Here is a 24,302-nt window from a genome sequence, read left to right as displayed (position 1 = left end):
ATAATCAAAGATTGTGTATGAAAGAACTTATGAATTTTAAGTTAAAAATATGGAGACAAAAAAATCGTGAAGAGAAGGGCTATTTTAAAACTTATCAAATAGAGAATATATCTCCTAATAGTTCATTTTTAGAAATGTTAGATTTATTAAATAGTCAGATCATACGCAATAATATTATTATACATAATAAGGAAGATTCTTCTCCTATATCATTTGACCATGATTGTCGTGAAGGAATTTGTGGAATGTGCTCTCTATATATTAATGGAAGACCTCATGGGCCCGATAATTTAATTACCACTTGTCAACTTCATATGCGTCATTTTCATGATGGAGAAACTATATATGTAGAGCCTTGGAGGGCTAAACCTTTTCCTATAATTAAAGATCTTATTGTAGATAGATCTTCTTTTGATAGGATTGTTATGTCAGGTGGATATATTTCTGTAAATACATTTGGAAAAACAATAGATGGAAATATGATTCCAATTCCAAAAGATCAAGCAGATAAAGCTTTTGATGCAGCTACGTGTATTGGTTGTGGAGCATGCGTAGCTGCATGCAAAAATAGATCGGCAATGCTATTTGTAGCTGCAAAAGTTTCTCAACTTGCTTTATTACCTCAAGGAAGAATAGAGAGAAAAAAAAGAGTTGTGAATATGATAAAAAAAATGGATGAGGAAGGATTTGGAAGTTGTACTAATACTAGAGCATGTGAAATTGAATGTCCGAAAGGAATATCTACAGAATATATTTCTTTTATGAATAGTGAATATATTCAATCATTTACTACTTAATTTTTTTTTTAATATGGAATATTTAGATTTTGAAAAACCGATACAAGAAATTCAGGATCAATATGTAAACTGTGTATTAATAGAAAAAAAAAGTGGAATCAACATGAAAGAAGTTTGCAATCAACTGCAATTCAAACTGGAAAAAACCATTAAAAAATTACACAGTAATTTGACTCCATGGCAAAGAGTACAATTATCTAGACATCCAAATAGACCTTATACTTTAGATTACATACATTCTATAACAAGAAAAGGTTCTTTTATAGAATTACATGGCGATCGTCATTTTGGGGACGATAAAGCTGTAGTAGGAGGTTTTGGAAAAATAGAAGATCATACTTTTATGTTTATCGGAACTCAAAAAGGAAAAAATACTAAAGAAAGACAGTACAGAAGATTTGGAATGCCTAATCCAGAAGGATATAGAAAAGCTTTGCGTCTTATGAAATTAGCAGAAAAATTTGAAAAACCTGTTGTAACTTTCATTGATACACCAGGAGCTTTTCCTGGTATTGAAGCAGAAACAAGAGGGCAAGGAGAAGCTATTGGTAAAAATATTTATGAAATGATGTGTTTAAAAGTTCCTATTATTGTTTTAATTATAGGAGAGGGAGCTAGTGGGGGAGCTTTAGGTATCGGAATAGGAGATAAAGTTTCAATGATGGAAAATTCCTGGTTTTCCGTTATTTCTCCAGAAAGTTGTTCTACAATACTTTGGGGAAATCGGGATAATAAAGAAAAATCAGCAGAAGCATTGAAATTAACCGCAGAAAATATGCATAAATTAAATCTTATAGATGATGTAATCAAAGAACCTTTAGGGGGGGCTCATTTTTGTCCTGAAAAAGCTTATAAACTTGTAAAAAAACAAATTATTAAACATCATAATAAATTATCTGAAATTAATATAGAATCCCTGATTCAAAAAAGAAAAAATAAGTATATTTCTATTGGTTTTTTTGATGAATAAATCAATTCTATTCTTCTGTTTACTTTATTATATAATGTTTATTTAATTAAAATGATTATTATGAATAATATTAGACAGGAAGAAACGAATAAATTTCGTTTTGATTCAGTAACAAAAAAAGGAAAAATACCTCCTCAAGCATTAGATTTAGAAGAAGCCATAATAGGAGCTATTATGATTGATAAAAAAGGTTTAGATGAGGTTATTGATATACTTTTTCCTGAAATTTTTTATAAAAAAGAACATCAAGAAATATTTATTGCGATACAAAAGTTATATCATGATTCTAAACCTATAGATTTATACACTGTTTTAAATGAACTTCGCAGAATCGGAAAATTAGAATCAATAGGAGGAGAATTGTATTTAATTGGATTAACACAAAAAGTTATCTCTTCTGCCCATATAGAGTATCATAGCCGGATAATAGTACAAAAATTTATTTTAAGAAAATTAATTAGTATCTCTTCTGAGATTATTCAAAAATGTTATGAGGAAAGTACAGATGTTTTCGATTTATTAGATAACGCTGAATCAAAACTTTTTGAAATTAATCAAAAATATTTAATAGCAAAAAAATATGAAACAACTCAATGTCTTATACAAAAAGCTATTGAAAAAATTAAAAAAACAGAAAAAGAAGGATTAAGTGGAGTCTCTTCTGGATTTCATAAACTTGATCATATTACTTCTGGATGGCAAAATTCTGATTTAATTATATTAGCTTCTAGGCCTGGAATGGGGAAAACAACTTTTATGTTATCTATGGTAAGAAATATAGTTGTAGATCAAAAAATTCCAATTATAATTTTTTCAATAGAAATGTCTTCAATTCAATTAATTACAAAGTTAATTTCTTCAGAAACCGGAATTTCTTCAGATAAAATTAAAAGAGCTAACTTATCTCAAGTAGATTGGAAACGTTTGTTACACAAAACTAATAATTTGAAAAATGTTCCTTTATTTATAGATGATACACCTTCTTTATCTATATTTAGTTTACGTGCAAAATGTCGTCGGTTAATATCTAAACATGGAATTAAATTGATATTTATAGATTATATGCAATTGATGGGAGCTCATGATTATGGTTCTAAACTACAGAATAGAGAACAAGAAATCTCAGTTATTTCTAGGAATCTCAAATCTATAGCTAAAGAACTTGACATCCCAATAATAGCTTTATCTCAACTATCTAGAGCAGTAGAAACGAGAGGAGGGAGTAAACGCCCCGTATTATCTGATTTACGGGAATCAGGAGCTATTGAACAAGATGCAGATATCGTTCTATTTATTTACAGACCTGAATATTATGGATTTCAAATTTGGGATTCTGACGAAGAAAATGACTCTTGTATAGGTCAGGCAGAGATCATAATTGCTAAACATAGAAATGGAGGGCTAGATAAATTTCGTTTAAAGTTTATAAGTGATCAAGCTAAATTTGTAAACTTAGAAGAAAAAAAATATACTTCATTAGCTTTGGAAGAAGATTACAAAAAAAATGTTCTTGATAAAGAAAATCTTTTTATGTCTCCTCCTTATTCTTATGAGGATTTTGAAAAAAATCCATTATCAGAACCTGATATTGACTTTAATAGTGACAATTATTTAGATGAAGATATTTAGAATAATAGAATTAAATAAAATTGAATTTTGAATGGTTTTTTTCCAAAAAAACGGTTTGGCAGGATTGTAGAAAAAATAAAACTCTTCGTAGAATAGTTATTCTAACACAAACAACAATAATTTTTGGTTTAATTATAGCTTTTTTAACTTTTTCTATAGGATTCGGATTTAAAGAAATTATAAAAGACAAACTATTAAATGTTCAAGGCCAAATTCTTATATATAAAGACAATTCAATAAAAAGTTTTCCTTTTTTTTCTGTAAAAAAAAAGAACTTTTTATTGAAAAATATTTTAAAATCCAATTTAGTAAAAAAAATTCATGGAATTTCCGAGAAAAATGTAATTATTTATACAAATAAAAAAATAGATAGATACATATTCAAAGGTTTATATGAAGATTATAATCCCGTTTTTTTTCAATATTTCTTAATTAAGGAAAATTCTTTTAAAAAAAAACTCTTGTGTAAGAATAATATTTTATTATCTAAAAAAGTATTATTATCATTAGGATTAAATCTTGGATCCAAGATCAAAATAGATTTTATTTTTTTTAATAAAAAAGGAAACCCTGTTCTTATTTCTAAAAAATTTATAATTTCTGGTTTATATGAAACTGGAATCCCAGAATTTGATGATGTATATATTATTGGAAACATAAAATATATTCAACAAATCTACAGATGTAAAAAAGATTTAGTGGAAAGATTTGAAATCTTTGTTTCCTATGAAAATATAAAGAAAAAAATTTTTAATAAAATACCTAAAGGATTTTTAATAAAAACTATCCAAAATAATCATGATCTTATAAAATGGATAAATATATTTGACGTAAATATTATTGTAATTAGTCTTATTATTTTTGCATCTGTAAGTATTAATATGATTGTATTTATTCTAATTCTTCTTTTAGAAAGAATTAAAACTGTAGGAATTTTAAAAACTTTAGGAGCGGAAAATAAAGTTATACATAAAATATTCTTATTGTATATCATACAAATATTGATCCCTTCATTAATTATAGGAAATATTGTTGGAATCATTTTATTAGTGTTACAAAAAAAATTTCATTTAATATTATTAAACAAAATACAATATTTTGTTGATTTTGTTCCTGTTTCCATCAATATATCTCATATTATTATTATCAACTTATCTGTTATCTTTATTTGTTTTATAACAATATTCTTTCCTTCTTTGTTTTTTATTAAAAAAATTACTCCTATAAAAGTTATAGAATTTGAATAAATCAAAAAATTTAATTTTGTATTTTTGTTTGTAATAAACAAATTCAATTAGTTTTTGACACTTATAAAATCTTCATCTGGAATAAGAGGAACATTGGGGGGGGGAGTTGGAAAAGGCTTTTCTCCTATAGACATAATTCAATTTTCGGCAGGATATGTTTATTGGATGAAAAAAAAGTATAAAAATAAGAAAAAATTTGTTATAATATTAGGGAGAGATGGTAGGGTTTCTTCTGTTTTATTTCAAAAATTTTTAATAATTACTTTTCAAAGTCTTGGGGTGGATGTTATAAATATTGGTTTATCTACAACTCCTACTGTTGGAATTGCTGTAATGAATGAGAAAGCTGATGGAGGTGTAATGTTAACTGCAAGTCATAATCCTAAAAATTGGAATGGATTAAAAATGTTTAATTCTTATGGAGAATTTTTATCTGAAGAAGATTTTGAAAAATTGTTTTATATAGCAGAAAAAAAATATTTTAATTTTTCTTCGTATAAAAAATTAGGTAATCTTTTTAAGATTGATAATTATATTCAAAAACATATAGAAAAAATTCTTTCATTACCTATTATAGATAAAAATATTATTCAAAAAGCTAAATTTAAAATTGTGGTAGATGGAATTAATTCTACAGGAGGAATAGCTGTTCCTATTTTATTAAAATATTTGGGAGTTCATGTTATTAAAATGTATTGTGATCCTCATGGAGATTTTGTTCATAATCCTGAGCCTATTGAAAAAAATTTAAGAGAAATCTGTAAAAAAGTCCCGAATATAAAAGCCGATTTAGGAATTTCCGTAGATCCTGATGTGGATCGTGTAGTATTTATTTGCGAAAACGGGGATTTTTTTGGAGAAGAATATACTTTAGTGTCTATATCAGATTATATATTGGAAAATAAATTTGGACCTATTGTTTCGACTTTATCATCTTCTCATGCATTAAAAGATCTTTCTATCAAAAAAGGAGTTCCTTATTATTCTACTCCTGTTGGAGAAATACATGTTGTAAAAAAAATGAAAGAAGTTCATGCTGTTGTTGGAGGAGAAGGAAATGGAGGTATTATTTATCCTGATTTACGTTATGGAAGAGATGCATTGATCGGAATTGCATTATTTTTAACTAAAATAGCTAAACTAGCTAATATTCCATTATCTAAATTAAAAAAAAGATATTCTAATTATTTCATGTCGAAAAAAAAAATTCGATTTTCTTCTCATGAACGAATTAAAATATTATTAAGAACAATAAAAAAAAAATATAAAGGAAAAAAAATGGATTTTAGTGATGGAATTAAAATTTATTTAAAATCTAATGAATGGATACATATCAGAAAGTCAAATACTGAAAATATTATTAGAATACACACAGAAAGTACTTCGAGAAAAAAAGCTGATTTTTTATCGAAAAAAATTATATATGAAATAAAAAAATTATAACAAAATTATGTTACAAAATATTATAAAATATTATTATACTAAAAATAATTTTCCATTATTTCATTCAGGAGATACAATAACTGTTTTTTTCGAAATTAAAGAAGGAGAAAAAAAAAGAATTCAATCTTTTAAAGGAGTAGTTATCAAAAAACAAGGAAAAGGATTAACTAAAACATTTACTATTCGTAAAATAAGTGCAGGAATAGGAATAGAACGTATATTTATACTCAATCAACCTAACATACAAAAAATAGAGATAAATAAAAAAGGAAAAGTTAGAAGATCTAAAATCTATTATTTTAGAACTCTAAAAGGTAAAAAGGCAAGAGTAAAAAGCTGAAAAGCGAAAATGTAATTTTCGCTTTTTCTTTTTTGATCTATTTTATTTATTCTTATCGTTTTCTTCAGTCGTTACTTTCTCTTTTTCAGATGGATTATTGTTGTTTTCCTCATTGTTATTTTTTGAGGTATCCTCACTAGTTGTAGGAGGCGTATTTGTGTTTGTGTTCGTAGAATCTGTTTGATTTTCATTGTTATTAGCTGTTTTTTCCTCTTCTGTTGTAGTAGAGTTATTTTCATTTTTATTTTTGTTGTTGCAACTAATAGTAAATAAAAATATTGCTAACAAAATCGTAGTGACTGTAATTCTTAATTTTTTCATCATAATCGATAGTATTTCAGTTATTACATATTCTGGGCAAATTTATATAAAAATTTGGAATGAAAAAATATATCATTATTTGTATTTTTTTAAAATAGAGTACAAAATAAATTTTATTTTTTCTTTTTATTTTGAAAATAAGAATATTAATGTTGTTATAAAAAAAACACAGTAAACAAAATTATATATTTTAAAATAAAAATTATGTCTTTAAATAAAAAGATTTTAAAAGAAGCTTTGACTTTTGATGATGTATTGCTCGTTCCTTCTTATTCTTCAGTTCTTCCATCAGAAGTCTCTCTTAAAACATCACTCACACTTGATATTACTATGAATATTCCTATATTAAGCGCAGCCATGGATACAGTTACGGAATGCTCTTTAGCTATATCCATAGCTAGAGAAGGTGGAATAGGGATTATTCATAAAAATATGAATATAGAAAATCAATCAGAAGAGGTTTATAAAGTCAAGAGAAGTGAAAGTGGGATGATAGATGATCCTATTACTCTTTCCAGAAATTCAACATTAAGATATGCTCAATATCTTATGAAAAAGTTTAAAATTTCTGGATTACCTGTTATAGAAAAAGATCATTTGTTAGTAGGGATTATTACCAGAAGAGATATAAAATATCGTACAGATTTAGACTCTCTAGTTGAAGAAGTAATGACAAAAGAAAAGTTAATTACATCTAATAAAAATATAACACTAGAAGAAGCTAAGAATATTTTGTTAAAAGAAAGAATAGAAAAATTGCCTATAGTGGATAACTATAATAAATTAGTAGGATTAATTACGATTAGAGATATTGATAATTTAATTGAATACCCTAATGCTTGTAAAGATTCTAGGGGGCGTCTACGTGTAGGTGCAGCTATTGGTATAGATGAAAAAACTATGGAAAGAGTAGAATCTTTAGTAAAGGTAGGAGCAGATATTATAGCGATAGATTCAGCGCATGGTCATTCTTACAAAATATTACAAACAATAAAGTTAATCAGAAATTCTTTTCCTAAAATCACATTATTAACAGGGAATATAGTGACTATGGAAGGGGCTAAAGATTTGATAGATGCTGGTTCTACTGTTTTAAAAGTAGGGATTGGTTCAGGGTCTATCTGTACTACAAGGGTTATATCTGGAGTAGGAATGCCTCAAATAACAGCTATTAATGATGTTTATGAATATGCTAAAAAAAGAAATGTTAGCGTTGTTTCTGATGGAGGGATCCGGTATTCAGGAGACGTAGTAAAAGCTATTGCTGCTGGAGCTAGTTCAGTTATGATTGGGGGAATATTTGCAGGAACTGATGAAGCTCCAGGAGAAGAAGTTATTTTTCAAGGTAGAAAGTTTAAAACTTATGTAGGAATGGGGTCTTTAATAGCTATGAAAAGAGGGAGTAGAGATCGTTATTTTCAATTTAATGAAAAATCTGTTCCGGAAGGAATAGAAGCTATAGTCCCTTATAAAGGAAAAATGAAAGATGTAATTTATCAAATTTGTGGAGGATTACGTTCTGGTATGGGATATTGCGGTGTTTCCACTATTACAGAACTTATGAAAACAGCTAAATTTGTAAAAATAACGAATTCAGGATTAAAAGAAAATCATCCGCACAGTGTAAATATTACTAAAGAATCACCTAATTATTTTAATTATAGTCAATAAAAATACCCGGAACGGGATTTGAACCCGTACGATCACAATGATCACAGGATTTTAAGTCCTGTGTGTCTACCTATTCCACCATCCGGGCGATTAAAAAAATTAATAAGCGAGAAACGGGATTTGAACCCGCGACCCCGACCTTGGCAAGGTCGTGCTCTACCAACTGAGCTATTCTCGCGCCGAATTTAAATGACTAATTTAAATACACTTTATATATATAGCAAATTTTAATAATCCAATAATTTTTTAATTTCATGAATTTTTATAGTGATCTCTTCCAGGGATAAAGTATCAATCTCTTTTCTTTTTTTTAAAGAAAAAATTATTTTATTTAATAAATAAAAAACTTTTTTTTTATTTATTTCCATTTTATTTTTTTTTGATTTTAATATGTTTAATATTTTTTTTGCTTTTTCAATAATTTCTATGGGCATTCCTGATATTTTAGCTACATAAATTCCAAAACTTTGTTCGCTACCTCCAGCTGTCAGTTTTCGCATAAAAATAATGTTATCATTTTTTTCTATTACAGAAATATGATAGTTTTTTATTCTTCTAAAGAAAATACTCATTTCATTTAATTCATGATAATGTGTCGCAAATAAGGTTAAAGGACGGAAATTTTTTGTATGTAAAAACTCTATGATAGATTTTGCTATTGAAATTCCATCATAAGTACTTGTTCCTCTTCCTATTTCATCTAAAATAAGAAAACTTCTTCTGGAAAGATTATTCAATATATTGGCTGTTTCATTCATTTCGACCATAAAAGTAGACTCCCCTAAAGAAATGTTATCGGATGCTCCAACTCTACTGAATATTTTGTCTATTAATCCTATTTCTGCATATTTAGCAGGGACAAAACTTCCAATATGAGCCATAAGTATAATAATAGCAGTTTGACGTAAAATAGCAGATTTTCCAGACATATTAGGCCCTGTAATTATTAATATTTGTTGATCTATCTTGTTTAAGATTATATCATTAGGAATGTAAGAAGCTTTATCAATAAATTGTCTTTCAATAACTGGATGTCGTCCTTTTATTATTGATATTTTTAAGGAATCATTAACTTTTGGTTTTACATAATTATTTTCTAATGCTAAACTAGAAAAAGAGGATAATACATCTAATTTTGCAATTGTTTTTGCATTTTGTTGTAATGGTTTTATTTTTTCTAATATCTGATTGACTAGATTATTAAATATTTCTTTCTCTAAAAAAAATATTTTTTGTTCTGCATTAAAAATCTTTAGTTCGTAATTTTTTAATTCTTCAGTAATATATCGAATAGAATTTGTCAATGTTTGTTTTTGTACCCAGTGAAATGGGACTTTTTTTTTCTTAGAAATTTTAACTTCAAAAAAATATCCAAAAATATTATTATATCCAATTTTTAAATTATTAATTCCTGTTTTTAATTGTTCGATTGAACAAAGTTTTTCTAAATATTCTTTTTGAGAAAAGTACATCATACGAATTTCATCTAGTTCCTTGGAAAATCCTTGAATTACAACATTTCCTTTTCCTTTTTCAATTTGATGAGGAGGATTTTTTTGTATTGTTTTCGCTATTTTTTCACATATGAAATTACAGTTCTGAAAAGAGTTTCCAATATTTATAAAAATTTTTGATTCTTGAGATAGAAATTCTTTTTGTATTTCGTTTATGGAGATCAAAGATTTATATAATGTATACATTTCACGTGGAGAAATCTTTCCAATAGCTATTTTAGAAATTATTCTTTCTATATCATAAACATCTTTGAGTTTTATCTTTATAAAAGTACGTATCATGTTATGATCGCATAATTCTTGTACTATTTGATGACGTTTTTTTATATGAAATAAATTTTTTATAGGAAAAAGAATCCAATTTTTCAATAATCTTCCTCCCATAGGAGTGAGGGTGTGATCTAATATATTAATTAAAGAAACCCCTTCTTTATTCAAAGGATGAAATATTTCTAAATTACGAAAAGTAAAATCATCTATCCACATATGTTCTTCTTTTTTTATTCTTCGTATGTTAGAAATATGTTTAATATTAAAATGCAGTGTATTATGTAAATATGATAAAACAACTCCACAAGAAATAATTCCTAATTTTAAATCATTAATACCGAATCCTTTTAAAGAGTTCATTTTAAAATGAGATGTCAATTTTTCATATGCAAATGAATAATCAAATATCCAATCTTCCAGTAAGAATGTATAGTATTTTCCTTTTAATAATTGATCAAAAAATTTTTTTTCTTTTCTTTGAAAAAGAACTTCACTAGGATGAAAATGTTTTAAATATTGTAAAATATTATTTTGTGTATCTTCTGTTACAAAAAATTCACCAGTAGAAATATCCAAGAAACTTAAACCCAGATTTTGATTTTTTCCTACATGAATAGAAGCTAAAAAATTATTTGATTTAGGATATATAATATTTTCATCTATAGCTATTCCTGGAGTCACAAGTTCTGTGACTCCTCTTTTTACAATATTTTTACCTTTTTTAGGTTCTTCTAATTGATCACAAATCGCAACACGAAATCCTGAACGTATCAATTTTGGTAAATAGGTACTCAAAGAATGGTAAGGGAATCCTGCTAAGTGTATATGAGATCGTTTGGTTAAAACAATATTTAATGTTTGGGAACATTTAATGGCATCTTCTCCAAAAGTTTCATAAAAATCTCCAACTTGAAATAATAAAATTGTATCTGGATATTTAGCTTTTATATCATTATATTGCTTGATTAATGGAGTTTCTTCTTTTTTTTTGCAATAAAGGATTTCGTTTTTATTCATATAAAAATTATTAAATAAAATAGAAGATCATTAATTTATTATTTATTATAGCCTTATGTTAAAAACATTTAGAGAATATAAAGAATTGAATATTAGAAACATAAATATAGAAATCTCTCAATATTGGAAGAAACATAAGATTTTTCAAAATAATTCTAATTTTCATAATAAAAAAAAAACCCTTTCATATATATTATATGAAGGCCCTCCATCTTTAAATGGAAATCCTGGAATTCATCATATTTTAGCTAGAACCATAAAGGATATTTTTTGCAGATATTATACCCTAAAAGGTAAAAATGTTTTTAGAAAGGCAGGTTGGGATGCTCATGGACTTCCAGTAGAATTAAATGTAGAAAAATACATGAAAATTACTAAAAATGATATAGGAAAAAAAATGAGTGTAAAAGAATATAATAATCTTTGTAAAAATTTTGTGAATATATCGTTGAATAAATGGAAATTATTTACAGAAAAAATGGGGTATTCCATAGATTTAGATAATTCTTTTATTACTTATAATACAAAGTATATAGAAAGTGTATGGTGGGGAATCAAAAAATTATATAATCAAAATCTTATTTATAAAGGTTTTATGATTCAACCTTATTCTCCTGCAGCAGGAACTGGTTTAAGCTATCATGAGTTGAATATGCCTGGAACTTATAAAGAAGTAAAACAATTATCTCCGTTTTTGAAATTTAAAGCAATTAAAAATACTTTACCTAAAAAATTTAAAAATATTTTAGGAGATATATATTTTATATCATGGACAACGGCTCCTTGGACTATCCCTTCAAATACAGCATTAGCTTTTGGCTATAATATAAACTATGTATTAGTTAAAACTTATAATACGTATACTTTTTTAAAAGAAAACATTGTTTTTTCTGAAAAATCAATTAATAAAATATTATTATCAAATCAGTTTTATTCTGTTTCAAGCAACATTGAATTAGATGCTTATAATAACAATGGTAGAGAAAAAAATCATAAAATTCCTTATTTAGTAATAGAAAAATTTAAAGGAAAAGAATTAATATTCAGTAAATATGAACAATTATTACCTTGGTTTAAACCTTATTATAACGAAAAAAATGCTTTTCAAATTATAACAGGAGATTTTGTTCATGATGATGAAGGAACAGGAATTGTTCATATTTCTCCCACATTTGGAATGGATGATTTTATGATAGCTAAAAAATACAATATTCCTCCAATGTTAGTTTTAAATGAAGAAAACATACCTGTTCCTTTAGTAGATTTTCAAGGAAAATTTATAAAAAGTTTTCCTCATGGATTTTCGGAAAAATATGTTAAAAATGAATTTAACACAAAAAAAAATAATTTTTTTTCAGTAGATCAAGAGATAATTTTTTTTCTAGAAAAAGAAGAAAAAATATTTAGAACGGAAAAACATGTTCATCTTTATCCACACTGTTGGAGGACAGAAAAACCAATACTTTATTATCTATTAAATTCATGGTTTATAAAAACTACAGAAATAAAAGATAAAATGATTAATTTGAATCAAAAAATTCAATGGTATCCTGATTTTACAGGGAAAAAGCGTTTTGATTCTTGGCTAAGAAATATAAAAGATTGGAATTTTTCACGTTCTAGATATTGGGGAACGCCTCTTCCTATTTGGAGAACAGAAAAAGGAGATGAAGAAATTGTAATAGGATCAATTAAGGAATTATTTTTGGAAATTCAAAAATCTATTAAATATGGTTTTATGTCACATAATGTGTTTAAAGCTTTTATATTAGATGATATGAGTGATAATAATTATGATAAAATAGATTTGCATAAGCATATTTTGGATGAAATTATATTGGTTTCTTCTAAAGGAAAACCTATGAAAAGGGAATCTGATTTGATTGATGTATGGTTTGATTCTGGAGCCATGTCATATGCTCAATTTCATTATCCATTCGAAAACAAAGAATATATAGATAAAAATTTTTTGTTTCCCGCTGATTTCATTTCGGAAGGAATAGATCAAACAAGAGGATGGTTCTTTACTTTGCATACTATTAGTAGTTTGTTATTTGATTCTATAGCATATAAAAATGTTGTATCAACAGGATTGGTTTTAGACCAGTATGGTCGTAAAATGTCAAAGAGTAAAGGAAATACTATAAATCCTTTTAATTTAATAGATAATTATGGTCCTGATGCTATACGTTGGTATATTATATGTAATTCTGAACCTTGGGATAATTTAAAATTTAATGAAGATGAAATTCATACTATTATGAACAAATTTTTTGGAACATTATATAATGTCTATTCTTTTTTTGTTTTATATGCTAATATTGATGGATTTTCTTACAAAGAAAAAGAATGCTTAAATTCTTATACAAAATTGGATTTTTGGATCATTTCTGAATTAAATACTCTTATTCAAAAAACAGATAATTACTATGCAAACTATAATCCAACTAAAGCGGCTCGTTTGATTTATTCTTTTGTTTTAGATAAGTTAAGCAATTGGTATGTAAGATTATGTCGAAGAAGATTTTGGAAAGAAGAATATACAAAAAACAAAGTATCTGCATATCAAATTCTTTATAGATGTTTAATTGTTGTATCCAAATTAATTTCTCCTATTGCTCCGTTTTTTTCTGAAAAATTATATGTTGATTTAAATTCTGTTACTAAAAAAGAAACTTTTAAAAGTATTCATTTAACAAATTTTCCTAGTTATAATTTTAATTTAATCAATCAAGAATTGGAAAATGGGATGCTTTGGATTCAGAAAATAATTACAATGGTTTTTTCTATAAGAAAAAAAAATAAAATCAAAATTCGGCAACCTTTACAAAAATTACTTATTCTTGTTTCTGATAAAAAAATGTATTTTCAATTACAACAGTCGTTTGCATCTGAAATTATATTTAGAGAAGCGAATGTAAAACAAATAGAATTCCCTTCTTCTTACAAAAATCTTGAATTCATAAAACATATTAAACCTAATTACCAATCTTTAGGGCCTAAATTTGGAAAAAAAATACAGGAGATTTCTGAAATTATAAAAAAATTTAGTCAAGAAAAAATTAGAGAAATCGAAAAAAATAGAAAATGCATTTTTTTTCTAAAAAAAGAAAAAATATTTCTTTCTTTGGAAGATGTCAAAATTAGTACTGAATATATTAAAGGTTGGTCAGTTTTGTTTGATTCTAAATTTACGATAGCATTAGATTTACGGATTACAGACATTCTTTTGGAAGAAGGATTTGTTAGAGAATTAATTAGACATATACAAAAATTGAGAAAAAATCGTAAATATAATGTAGTTGAAAAAATATTTGTATATATAAGGATCATAGATAATCACAAGTTTCAAGATAAAGTACAAACTATTTTACAAAAAAATAAAGATTTCATTTGTATAGAAACTCTTGCTATAGATATTTTCTTACAAAAAAAAACCCCGAAATTTAATGAGGAAGAAGAAGAAAAAATCTTTTTTGAAGAAAAAAACATATTATATATGCAGATACGAAAAGTAGAAAATATAAGAAAATGAAAGGAAAAGTAAAACAAAGATATTCTATGGAAGAAAGAAAAGAGTTTCGTCAACTTATACTTGAAAAATTGAAAAAAGCAAAAAAGGATTTATCAATTTTTAAGAAATCTTTTTCTAATGATAAAAATAATGGAACAGATGATACTTATCCGACTTTTAAAGCTTTTGATGAAGGATCAGAAACTTTGAGTAAGGAACAGAATGCTCAAATTGTGGAACATTTACAAAAATTTATAAAAAGTTTAAATTTGGCTTTAATTAGAGTAGAGAATCAAGATTATGGTATTTGTCGTATAACCAAAAAATTAATTCCTAAAGAACGTTTGATGGCCGTTCCTCATACTACTTTAAGTATTGAAGGAAAGAGATTAGTAGAAAAAATAAATAAATAAATTTTTTTGAAAAAATTTATTTTAATTATTTTTTCTATTCTATCAATAGATCAAATTTTAAAAATTTATATCAAAACTCATTTTGAATTAGGAAGTGGAATTTATATCCTCCCTTTTTTCCGTATTCTTTTTGTAGAAAATCCAGGAATGGCTTATGGTATTAGTTTTGGAATAGGTCATCATGGAAAAATACTGTTAAGTATTTTACGATTTTTTTTGGTTTTTCTTATTTTTACTTTTCTCTACATAAATATAAAGAGAGGCTCTTCAAAATATTTAACTGTTTCTATCAGTTTAATTTTATCGGGAGCTATGGGGAATTTTTTTGATAGCGCTTTATATGGATTGTTATTTGATTCAGGAACAATTTATAATCAAAAATATGAAAAATGGATGCCTTATTTTGGAATATCTAAAATAAATTATGATTTTTTCGATAAAAAAAAAGGAAAAGTAAGGGGATATGCTCCTTTTATGGAAGGATGTGTAGTAGATATGTTTTATTTTCCTATAATAGATACTTATTTTCCTCCCTCGATTCCATTTTTTGGAGGTTATCATTTAAAATTTTTTAAACCTATTTTTAATTTATCAGATATTATGATATCTGTTGGAGCCTTTTCATTATTCATATTTAAACGTAAAATTAAAAATGTAAAAATTCTATAAAGTTTATTATTTTTTTGAGAATTATAAAAATCTCTATAGATTTGTATTGTCCTGATTTTCATTATTACGAATACAATTTAAATAGCCGGTGTAGCTCAGTTGGTCAGAGCACGTGATTTGTAATCTCGGAGTCGTGGGTTCGAATCCCTCCACCGGCTTTTGGGGAGATACTCAAGTCTGGTTAACGAGGACAGACTGTAAATCTGTTGGCTTTGCCTTCGCAGGTTCGAATCCTGCTCTCCTCATATAGCGGAAGTAGCTCAGTTGGTAGAGCATCAGCCTTCCAAGTTGAATGTCGCGGGTTCGAATCCCGTCTTCCGCTCTATGAGAATAATATTCATAGCCAATGTAGCTCAGTGGTAGAGCACTTCCTTGGTAAGGAAGAGGGCACGGGTTCAATTCCCGCCGTTGGCTTTTTTTTAAACTCAATATTTTAATAATCATGGCAAAAGAAAAATTTATAAGAAACAAACCACATGTAAATATAGGAACTACAGGTCATGTAGATCATGGAAAAACAACTCTAACTGCTGCAATTACAAAAGTTTTATCAGAAATTGGATTAGCAGAAGAAAAAAGTTTTGATGCAATTGATAATGCTCCTGAAGAAAAAGAAAGAGGAATTACTATTAATACATCTCATGTAGAATATGAAACAGAAAAAAGGCATTATGCACATGTTGATTGTCCTGGACATGCAGATTATGTAAAAAATATGATTACAGGAGCTGCTCAAATGGATGGAGCGATTCTAGTAGTGGCTGCTACGGATGGTCCTATGCCTCAAACTAGAGAACATATATTATTATCTCGTCAAGTAGGAGTTCCAAAAATTGTGGTATTTATGAACAAAGTAGATCAAGTAGATGATCCAGAATTATTAGAATTAGTAGAAATGGAAATTAGAGAATTACTTTCTAAATATGAATATGATGGAGAAAATATCCCTATTATACAAGGATCAGCTTTAGGAGCTTTAAATGGAGAAAAAAAATGGATAGAAAAAATAAAAGATTTAATGAAAGTATTAGACGATTATATTCCTGACCCAATTCGTGAAATGGATAAACCCTTTTTGATGCCTGTAGAGGATGTTTTTACTATAACAGGAAGAGGAACAGTAGCAACAGGTCGTATTGAAAGTGGAATTATTAATACAGGAGATTTAGTGGATATAATTGGAATGGGAGAAAATAAATTATCATCTACAGTAACAGGAGTTGAAATGTTTAGAAAAATATTAGATAAAGGTCAAGCAGGAGATAATGTCGGTTTATTGTTACGAGGAATAGAAAAAAAAGATATCAAAAGAGGAATGGTAGTTGGTAAACCAGGATCTGTTAAGCCTCATAAAAAATTTAAAGCAGAAGTATATATTCTTACAAAAGAAGAAGGAGGTAGACATACTCCTTTTCATAATAAATATCGTCCTCAGTTTTATTTAAGAACAACAGATGTTACAGGAGAAATTCATTTACCAGATGGAATAGAAATGGTTATGCCTGGAGATAATGTTTCTATGGAAGTTGAATTACATCAACCTATAGCATTAAATGAGAATTTACGTTTTGCTATTCGTGAAGGAGGAAAAACAGTAGGAGCGGGACAAGTTATTCATATAATGGATTAATTTAGCAACAATATAATTTGAAAACGGATGTAGCTCAGTTGGTAGAGCATCGGTCTCCAAAACCGAAGGTCGTAAGTTCGATCCTTACCATCCGTGCATTGATTATTCGTACAATACATGAGGAAAAATAATTTTTTTTTAGATATTTATAACGAATTTTTTCATTGTATTACATGGCCTAAATGGGAGGATTTACAAGCAAAAACAATGATTGTTTCTTTTTTTTCCATAATTCTATCCATATTTTTATATGGAGTGGATGGTTTTTTTATTTTGTTGATTAAAAAATTATTTTCTTTATAAAATTATATATTAATGAGTGATTTGGAAAAAAAGTGGTATGTAATAAAAACCATGAGTGGACAAGAAAACAAGGTTAAATTATATATTGAAAATGAAGTTAGAAATAACGGATTTCAAGAATATATAGGAAAAGTATTAGTTCCTATTGAAAAAGTGATACAAATGAGAAAAGGGAAAAAAATTCATCGAGAAAAAGTTCATTATCCTGGATATGTCATGATAGAAATAAATTTAGAAGGAGAAGCAGCACATGCGATAAAAAATGTTCCTGGAGTTATAAATTTTTTAAGTGAAGGAAAAGGGGCATCCGCTATTCCTATTCCTATGAGGAAAGAAGAAGTAAATAAGATGTTAGGAAAAATAGATCAACTTTCAGAAAGTTATGAAAATATCAGTGTTCCTTTTATAGTAGGAGAAACAATTAAAGTTACAGATGGTCCTTTTACTGGATTTAATGGAACAATTGAAAAAATAAATGAAGAAAAAAGAAAATTAGAATTAGCCGTTTTAATTTTTGGAAGAAAAACTCCATTAGAATTGAACTTTACACAGATAGAAAAAATTTAATAAAATCATGGGTACAATAAGAAAAAAAACGATAAAAAAAATTAAAATACAGAAAATTAATGGCGGAAAAGCAAGTCCTGCCCCCCCTATTGGGCCTATTTTGGGTAGTTCTGGAGTAAATATTATGGAATTTTGTAAACAGTATAATTCTTTGACTCAAAATAAAATAGGGACAATATGTCCTGTTGTAATAACCGTGTATGAAGATAAATCATTTTCTTTTTTTATCAAAAAACCTCCAGTATCTATTCAATTATTGAATGTTCTAAAAAAAGAAAAAGGATCTAAAGAATCTAATCGTTATAAAATAGGAAAAATAAGTTTAAATGAAATTCGAATAATTGCAAAGAATAAAATGGAAGATTTGAATTGTTTTTCAATTAAATCCGCTATATCTATGGTTTCTGGAACTGCTAGATCTATGGGGATAGAAATTGATTGTTAAAAAAATTTCATTGTATTTATGTCAAAAAAGTTAACTAAAAATAAAAAGAAAATTCTAGATAAAATTTCTAGTAAAAAGTATTCTTTGAAAGAAGCAATACTTCTTGTAAAAGAAATTAATTTTGTAAAATTTGATGCGTCTATTGATATTTCTATCCGTCTTGGTATAGATGTCCGTTTACCTAATCAAATGGTAAGAGGGACAGTATCGCTACCTCATGGTACAGGTAAAAATATTTGTATTTTAGCTTTAGTACCTAAAGATAAAGAATTAGAAGTTAAAAAAGTAGGGGCTGATTATGTTGGATTAAATTATATTGAAAAAATTAAGTCTGGATGGACAGATATAGATGTTATTGTAGCCACTCCCTCTGTTATGAATAAATTGAGTACTATAGGAAAAATATTGGGACCTAAAGGATTAATGCCAAATCCTAAAATGGAAACTGTTTCTGTAAATCCAGAAAAATCTGTAAAAGAAATTAAATCTGGAAAAATAACTTTTAAATCAGATCGTTATGGAATTGTTCATGCTTCGGTAGGAAGAGTTTCATTTTCACATCAACATTTATTAGAGAATATTGGAGAATTTATAAAAATAATTATTCGAAATAAACCTTCTACATCTAAGGGCTCTTATATAAAAAGTATTTACTTATCTAGTACTATGAGTTATGGTATTCCATTAGATTTAAAAAATTTCGTGAATACGTGAAAAAATGAATAAAGAAAATAAAAAAAAAGAACTATTAAAATTAGTTTATATATTATCTAATAATGAAACAATATATTTGATTAATACATCCAATTTAAATTCTAATCAAATATCTATTCTTAGAAAAAGTTTTCATAAACATAGTATTAAAATGAGAATGGTGAAAAATACTTTGTTGAAAAAAGCTATAAAAAAAATAAAAAATCAGAAATTTGACTCTTTTTTTTCTATTTTAAATGGAAATACAACTTTATTATTTTCAAATTTGAATGTTGCAAATATTGCTTCAAAAATTATAAAAAATTTCCATATTCAAGAGATAACTGATAAACCTTATTTAAAGGGAGCTTACGCTCAACAATCTTTTTATTTTGGTGGAAATAAAGATTTAAATGTATTACTCCATTTGAAATCAAAGGAAGATATTATTATTGAAATATTCAATATACTTCAATTCTCAATAAAGGATGTTATTTCATCTTTTCTAAATTCAACAAAATATAAAATATGTAATCTTTTAGAAGCCTTATCTTCTAAAAATAAAAAATGAAAATATATACCTACTGTTATCTTAGGGTAATTTAATAAATAATAAAATAAAATGATAGAAAAGCTAGCAGAACAATTAGTTAATTTAACCGTAAAACAAGTTAATGAATTAGCTACTCTTTTAAAAAGAAAATATGGAATAGAACCATCTACTTCAGTGAAAGTGGAAGCCTCTTCATCTCAAAAAGAAAAAACCTATGAAAAAGAAGAAAAAAGTATTTTTAACATAATTTTAAAATCATCTGGAAATTCTAAATTATCTGTAGTAAAATTAGTTAAAGAAATTACTGGTAAAGGTCTTAAGGAATCTAAAGATTTAGTAGATAATCTCCCCAGTGTTCTTAAAGAATCTGTCAATAAAAAAGAAGCGGAAGATTTTAAAAATAAATTTGAAGAAATAGGTGCTGAAGTGGAATTAAAGTAGGAAAATTTACATTTTTTAAATTAAAATTGGTGAGTACAGAAAAAAAAAGAATCACTTTTGCCTCAGTAGCAAAACAAGTGGGATATCCGGATTTTTTAGATATCCAAATCAAATCATTTAAAGAATTTTTTCAATTAGATGCAAAACCGGAAGATAGAAAAAACGAAGGATTATTCAAAGCTTTTACAGAAAATTTTCCTATTTCTGATGCTAGAAATTCTTTTGTTTTAGAATTTAAAGGTTATTCTATAGATTCTCCTAGATATTCAATAGAAGAGTGTATAGAAAGAGGTTTAACTTATAGTGTTCCTTTAAAAGCTAAATTAAAATTATATTGTACTGATCCTGAACATGAAGATTTTGAAACTGTATATCAAGATGTTTATTTAGGTACATGTCCTTATATGACCCCATCCGGTTCTTTTATTTTTAATGGATCGGAAAGAGTAATTGTATCTCAATTACATCGTTCTCCAGGTGTTTTTTTTGGACAATCCAATCATGCTAATGGTACAAAACTATATTCTGCTAGAATTATTCCATTTAAAGGGTCATGGATAGAATTTGCTACAGATATTAATAATGTCATGTATGCCTATATTGATAGGAAAAAAAAATTACCTATGACAACTTTATTACGTGCAATTGGATATGAAAGAGATAAAGATATATTGGAAATATTTGATTTATCTGAGGAAATAAAAATAAAAAATAACGAAAAAAATATTTTAAATAGAACTCTAGCAGCTAGGGTCTTGAAAATTTGGCATGAGGATTTTGTTGACGAAGATACAGGAGAAGTTTTATCTGTAGAAAAAAATGAGATTCTTATAGATAGAAATGTTTTTTTGAAAGAAGAACATATTGATCTTATGATTCATCATGAAATTAAAACAATTTTATTACATAAAGAAGGGGAAAGAAAAAAAGATTATTCTATTATTTATAATACTCTACAAAAGGATCCAACTAATTCTGAAAAAGAAGCAGTAGAATATATTTATAGACAACTCAGAAATACTGAACCTCCAGATGAGGAGACGGCTAGAGGAGTAATAGATAAACTTTTTTTTTCTGATACTAGATATAGTTTAGGTCCTGTAGGAAGATACCGTTTGAATAAACGTCTTGGTCTAAATATAGATCCTGATTATTTGGTTTTAACTAAAGAAGATATTATTGCAATAGTAGAACATTTAAATGCTTTATTTAATTCTAAAAGAGAAGTAGATGACATTGATCATTTATCGAATAGACGAGTAAGAACCGTAGGAGAACAACTTTATACTCAATTCAGTATTGGTTTAGCTAGAATGTCCAGAACTATAAGAGAAAGAATGAATGTTCGTGATAATGAAGTTTTTATGCCTGTAGATCTTATTAATGCTAAAACACTATCATCTGTAATAAACACTTTTTTTGGAACAAATCAATTGTCTCAATTTATGGATCAAACAAATCCTTTATCAGAGATCACTCATAAAAGAAGACTTTCCGCTTTAGGTCCGGGAGGATTATCTAGAGAAAGAGCAGGGTTTGAGGTAAGAGATGTAAACTATTCTCATTATGGGAGATTGTGTCCTATAGAAACTCCAGAAGGACCTAATATAGGATTAATATCTTCTCTTTCTGTATTTGCAAAAATAAATAATATGGGATTTGTTGAAACTCCATATCGGACTGTTTCTGATAAAAAAGTAGATTTGAAATATGAAGTAAAATATTTAAGTGCGGAAGAAGAAGAAGGAAAAATTATAGCACAAGCTAATGCAATTGATAAACATGGAAATTTTTTATCTGATAGAATTATAGCACGTGAAGATGGAGATTTTCCTATAGTAAAACCAAATCAAGTAGATTATATAGATGTAGCCCCTAATCAAATAGCTTCTATATCTGCTTCTTTAATTCCTTTTTTAGAACATGATGATGCCAATAGAGCTTTGATGGGCTCTAATATGATGCGTCAAGCTGTACCATTATTAAAACCTGAATCCCCTCTTGTAGGAACAGGATTAGAAGAACAAATAGCAAGGGATTCTCGTATATTGATTAATGCGGAAAAAAATGGATTTGTAGAATATGTTGATGCAAAAAAAATAATTATTCGTTATGATAGAACAAATAGAGAAGATTTAGTTAGTTTTGATTCTGAAACTAAGGTTTATAATTTAATTAAATTTAGAAAAACAAATCAAAATACATGTATAAATTTAAAACCTATTGTAAAAAAAAGAATGAGAGTAATTCAGGGTCAAATTTTATGTGAGGGGTATGCTACAGAAAATGGAGAATTAGCTTTAGGAAGAAATTTAAAAGCTGCTTTTATTCCGTGTAACGGTTACAATTTTGAAGATGCTGTTTTAATTTCCGAAAAAGTAGTAAGTGAAGATTGGTTTACTTCCATACATATAGATGAATATTCTTTAGAAGTTCGTGATACGAAATTAGGTATGGAAGAATTAACTAATGATATTCCTAATGTTAGTGAAGAAGCTACTAAAGATTTAGATGAAAATGGAATCATAAGAATTGGAGCAGAAGTAAAACCTGGGGATATTCTGATTGGAAAAATAACTCCTAAAGGAGAATCAGACCCTACCCCAGAAGAAAAATTATTAAGAGCAATTTTTGGAGATAAAGCCGGAAATGTAAAAGATGCTTCTTTAAGAGCTGAACCATCATTATTCGGAGTTGTTATAGATACAAAACTTTTTACTAGAAGTATAAAAGATAAAACATCCAGAGCTCAAGATAAAATAAAAATAGCGCGTTTAGAAAAAAAATATGAAAAAAAATTCTTAGATCTTAAAAATTTTTTAATTAAAAAATTACAATCTATTTTGGATGGAAAATTATGCCATAATTCTATTCTAAATGAAAAAAAACAGGAAATTATAAAAAAAGGGATCAAATTCACTACAAAAACACTTAATAATATACAGAATTATATAGAAATTAACTTTAGCGATTGGACTGATAATATTGAAATTAATAATTTGGTATCAGAAATTTTACATAATTACAAAATAAGGGTAAATGATTTAAATAGCATTTTTAAACATAAAAAATTTTCTATTACTGTTGGTGATGAATTACCTTCAGGGATAATTAAAATGGCAAAAGTATATATTGCTAAAAAAAGAAAATTAAAAGTAGGAGATAAAATGGCAGGAAGACATGGAAATAAAGGGGTAGTAGCTAGAATATTAAGAGAAGAAGATATGCCTTTTTTAGAAGATGGAAGCCCTGTGGATATTGTTCTAAATCCTTTAGGAGTTCCTTCTAGAATGAATATAGGACAAATATATGAAACAGTATTGGGATGGGCCGGACAGAAGTTGAATATGAAATTTTCAACACCTATATTTGATGGAGCAACCATAGAAGAAATTTGCAAATACACAGATAATGCTAACATACCTCGTTTTGGTACCAGTTATTTATTTGATGGAGGAACAGGAGAAAGATTCGATCAACCTGCCACTGTAGGAGTAATATATATGTTAAAATTGGGTCATATGGTAGATGATAAAATGCATGCACGTTCAATAGGCCCTTATTCTTTAATTACCCAACAACCTTTAGGAGGGAAAGCTCAATTTGGGGGACAACGTTTCGGAGAAATGGAAGTTTGGGCTTTGGAAGCTTTTGGGGCTTCCAATATTTTACGTGAAATTTTGACTGTTAAATCAGATGATGTTGCTGGAAGAGCAAAAACTTATGAATCTATAGTAAAAGGAGAACCAATGCCTGAACCTAATAATCCAGAATCTTTTAATGTTCTTTGTTATGAATTAAAAGGATTAGGATTAGATATCCGTTTAGAAGAATAAATTTTTGTTATTCCATATT

At 27.0% G+C, this 24,302-nt stretch carries 20 protein-coding genes and 7 tRNA genes; 23 read left to right on the top strand and 4 right to left on the bottom strand.

Annotated features, from left to right (window positions below; all coding sequences use genetic code 11):
- Positions 1 to 17: 17 nt before the first annotated feature.
- From H0H73_RS02400 to rplS, 6 genes are read left to right on the top strand one after another with little or no spacing between them, the layout of a single operon-like run.
- Positions 18 to 797: a succinate dehydrogenase/fumarate reductase iron-sulfur subunit gene (locus H0H73_RS02400; protein WP_185852036.1), complete on the top strand. Its 780-nt coding sequence runs from the start codon at positions 18 to 20 to the stop codon at positions 795 to 797.
- Between the two features lie 13 nt (positions 798 to 810).
- Positions 811 to 1,767, top strand: a complete 957-nt coding sequence (locus H0H73_RS02395) for an acetyl-CoA carboxylase carboxyltransferase subunit alpha (protein WP_185852035.1) — start codon at positions 811 to 813, stop codon at positions 1,765 to 1,767.
- A 60-nt stretch (positions 1,768 to 1,827) separates the two neighbouring features.
- Positions 1,828 to 3,396, top strand: coding sequence for a replicative DNA helicase (gene dnaB / locus H0H73_RS02390; RefSeq protein WP_238784349.1), 1,569 nt, complete (start codon positions 1,828 to 1,830; stop codon positions 3,394 to 3,396).
- Between the two features lie 20 nt (positions 3,397 to 3,416).
- On the top strand, positions 3,417 to 4,643 hold the full coding sequence (locus tag H0H73_RS02385) for an ABC transporter permease (protein WP_185852033.1): 1,227 nt from the start codon (positions 3,417 to 3,419) through the stop codon (positions 4,641 to 4,643).
- Between the two features lie 54 nt (positions 4,644 to 4,697).
- Positions 4,698 to 6,086, top strand: a complete 1,389-nt coding sequence (gene glmM / locus H0H73_RS02380; protein WP_185852032.1) for a phosphoglucosamine mutase — start codon at positions 4,698 to 4,700, stop codon at positions 6,084 to 6,086.
- Positions 6,087 to 6,093: 7 nt separating this feature from the next.
- Positions 6,094 to 6,426, top strand: a complete 333-nt coding sequence (gene rplS / locus H0H73_RS02375) for a 50S ribosomal protein L19 (protein ID WP_185852031.1) — start codon at positions 6,094 to 6,096, stop codon at positions 6,424 to 6,426.
- 42 nt (positions 6,427 to 6,468) lie between these two features.
- Here the strand turns inward: rplS and H0H73_RS02370 are convergent, their stop codons facing one another.
- A complete protein-coding gene (locus H0H73_RS02370) occupies positions 6,469 to 6,750 on the bottom strand; it encodes a hypothetical protein (RefSeq protein ID WP_185852030.1) in 282 nt (93 codons plus the stop codon).
- Positions 6,751 to 6,951: 201 nt separating this feature from the next.
- On the opposite strand from H0H73_RS02370, the gene guaB reads away from it, so the two are divergent.
- On the top strand, positions 6,952 to 8,418 hold the full coding sequence (gene guaB, locus H0H73_RS02365; RefSeq protein ID WP_185852029.1) for an IMP dehydrogenase: 1,467 nt from the start codon (positions 6,952 to 6,954) through the stop codon (positions 8,416 to 8,418).
- A 3-nt stretch (positions 8,419 to 8,421) separates the two neighbouring features.
- On the opposite strand, the gene H0H73_RS02360 is transcribed toward guaB, so the two are convergent.
- From H0H73_RS02360 to mutS, 3 genes are all read right to left on the bottom strand, one after another.
- Positions 8,422 to 8,506 (bottom strand) — tRNA-Leu (locus H0H73_RS02360).
- A gap of 17 nt (positions 8,507 to 8,523) precedes the next feature.
- Positions 8,524 to 8,596, bottom strand: a tRNA-Gly gene (locus H0H73_RS02355).
- A 49-nt stretch (positions 8,597 to 8,645) separates the two neighbouring features.
- A complete protein-coding gene (mutS, locus tag H0H73_RS02350) occupies positions 8,646 to 11,219 on the bottom strand; it encodes a DNA mismatch repair protein MutS (protein WP_185852028.1) in 2,574 nt (857 codons plus the stop codon).
- A 55-nt stretch (positions 11,220 to 11,274) separates the two neighbouring features.
- Between mutS and ileS the strand changes: the two genes are divergently transcribed.
- From ileS to rpoB, 16 genes are all read left to right on the top strand, one after another.
- Entirely contained in the window at positions 11,275 to 14,754 is a 3,480-nt protein-coding gene (gene ileS, locus H0H73_RS02345; RefSeq protein ID WP_185852027.1) for an isoleucine--tRNA ligase, read from the top strand.
- The gene (locus tag H0H73_RS02340; protein ID WP_185852026.1) at positions 14,751 to 15,146 is read left to right on the top strand and encodes a TraR/DksA family transcriptional regulator; all 396 of its coding nucleotides are present in this window, start codon (positions 14,751 to 14,753) and stop codon (positions 15,144 to 15,146) included. The genes ileS and H0H73_RS02340 overlap by 4 nt, the downstream gene beginning before the upstream one ends.
- 6 nt (positions 15,147 to 15,152) lie before the next feature.
- A complete protein-coding gene (locus H0H73_RS02335; protein WP_185852025.1) occupies positions 15,153 to 15,815 on the top strand; it encodes a lipoprotein signal peptidase in 663 nt (220 codons plus the stop codon).
- Positions 15,816 to 15,899: 84 nt separating this feature from the next.
- A tRNA-Thr gene (locus tag H0H73_RS02330) sits at positions 15,900 to 15,973 on the top strand.
- A gap of 3 nt (positions 15,974 to 15,976) precedes the next feature.
- Positions 15,977 to 16,060 (top strand) — tRNA-Tyr (locus tag H0H73_RS02325).
- A gap of 4 nt (positions 16,061 to 16,064) precedes the next feature.
- Positions 16,065 to 16,137 (top strand) — tRNA-Gly (locus H0H73_RS02320).
- A 20-nt stretch (positions 16,138 to 16,157) separates the two neighbouring features.
- Positions 16,158 to 16,229: transfer RNA gene (locus H0H73_RS02315), tRNA-Thr, on the top strand.
- Between the two features lie 28 nt (positions 16,230 to 16,257).
- Positions 16,258 to 17,445 carry an elongation factor Tu gene (gene tuf, locus H0H73_RS02310; RefSeq protein WP_185852024.1) on the top strand — a complete coding sequence of 396 codons (1,188 nt, stop codon included), beginning with the start codon at positions 16,258 to 16,260 and terminating at the stop codon, positions 17,443 to 17,445.
- Positions 17,446 to 17,468: 23 nt separating this feature from the next.
- Positions 17,469 to 17,541 (top strand) — tRNA-Trp (locus tag H0H73_RS02305).
- A gap of 21 nt (positions 17,542 to 17,562) precedes the next feature.
- Positions 17,563 to 17,748 (top strand): preprotein translocase subunit SecE, encoded by a 186-nt coding sequence (gene secE / locus H0H73_RS02300; RefSeq protein WP_185852023.1) that lies wholly within the window; start codon positions 17,563 to 17,565, stop codon positions 17,746 to 17,748.
- Positions 17,749 to 17,760: 12 nt separating this feature from the next.
- On the top strand, positions 17,761 to 18,315 hold the full coding sequence (gene nusG, locus H0H73_RS02295) for a transcription termination/antitermination protein NusG (protein WP_185852022.1): 555 nt from the start codon (positions 17,761 to 17,763) through the stop codon (positions 18,313 to 18,315).
- A gap of 7 nt (positions 18,316 to 18,322) precedes the next feature.
- Positions 18,323 to 18,760: a 50S ribosomal protein L11 gene (gene rplK / locus H0H73_RS02290; RefSeq protein WP_185852021.1), complete on the top strand. Its 438-nt coding sequence runs from the start codon at positions 18,323 to 18,325 to the stop codon at positions 18,758 to 18,760.
- A gap of 18 nt (positions 18,761 to 18,778) precedes the next feature.
- Positions 18,779 to 19,474 carry a 50S ribosomal protein L1 gene (gene rplA / locus H0H73_RS02285; RefSeq protein ID WP_185852020.1) on the top strand — a complete coding sequence of 232 codons (696 nt, stop codon included), beginning with the start codon at positions 18,779 to 18,781 and terminating at the stop codon, positions 19,472 to 19,474.
- 4 nt (positions 19,475 to 19,478) lie between these two features.
- On the top strand, positions 19,479 to 20,024 hold the full coding sequence (gene rplJ, locus H0H73_RS02280) for a 50S ribosomal protein L10 (protein ID WP_185852019.1): 546 nt from the start codon (positions 19,479 to 19,481) through the stop codon (positions 20,022 to 20,024).
- Between the two features lie 51 nt (positions 20,025 to 20,075).
- Complete coding sequence (gene rplL, locus H0H73_RS02275) at positions 20,076 to 20,447, top strand: 50S ribosomal protein L7/L12 (protein ID WP_185852018.1); 372 nt, start codon at positions 20,076 to 20,078, stop codon at positions 20,445 to 20,447.
- 26 nt (positions 20,448 to 20,473) lie between these two features.
- The gene (gene rpoB / locus H0H73_RS02270) at positions 20,474 to 24,283 is read left to right on the top strand and encodes a DNA-directed RNA polymerase subunit beta (RefSeq protein ID WP_185852017.1); all 3,810 of its coding nucleotides are present in this window, start codon (positions 20,474 to 20,476) and stop codon (positions 24,281 to 24,283) included.
- The last annotated feature ends 19 nt before the right edge of the window (positions 24,284 to 24,302 follow it).

The organism is Blattabacterium cuenoti, from assembly GCF_014251335.1.
Taxonomy (GTDB): domain Bacteria; phylum Bacteroidota; class Bacteroidia; order Flavobacteriales; family Blattabacteriaceae; genus Blattabacterium; species Blattabacterium cuenoti_G.
The sequence above is the reverse complement of the archived record's forward strand: the minus strand, read 5'-3'. Positions and strand labels throughout refer to the sequence as shown.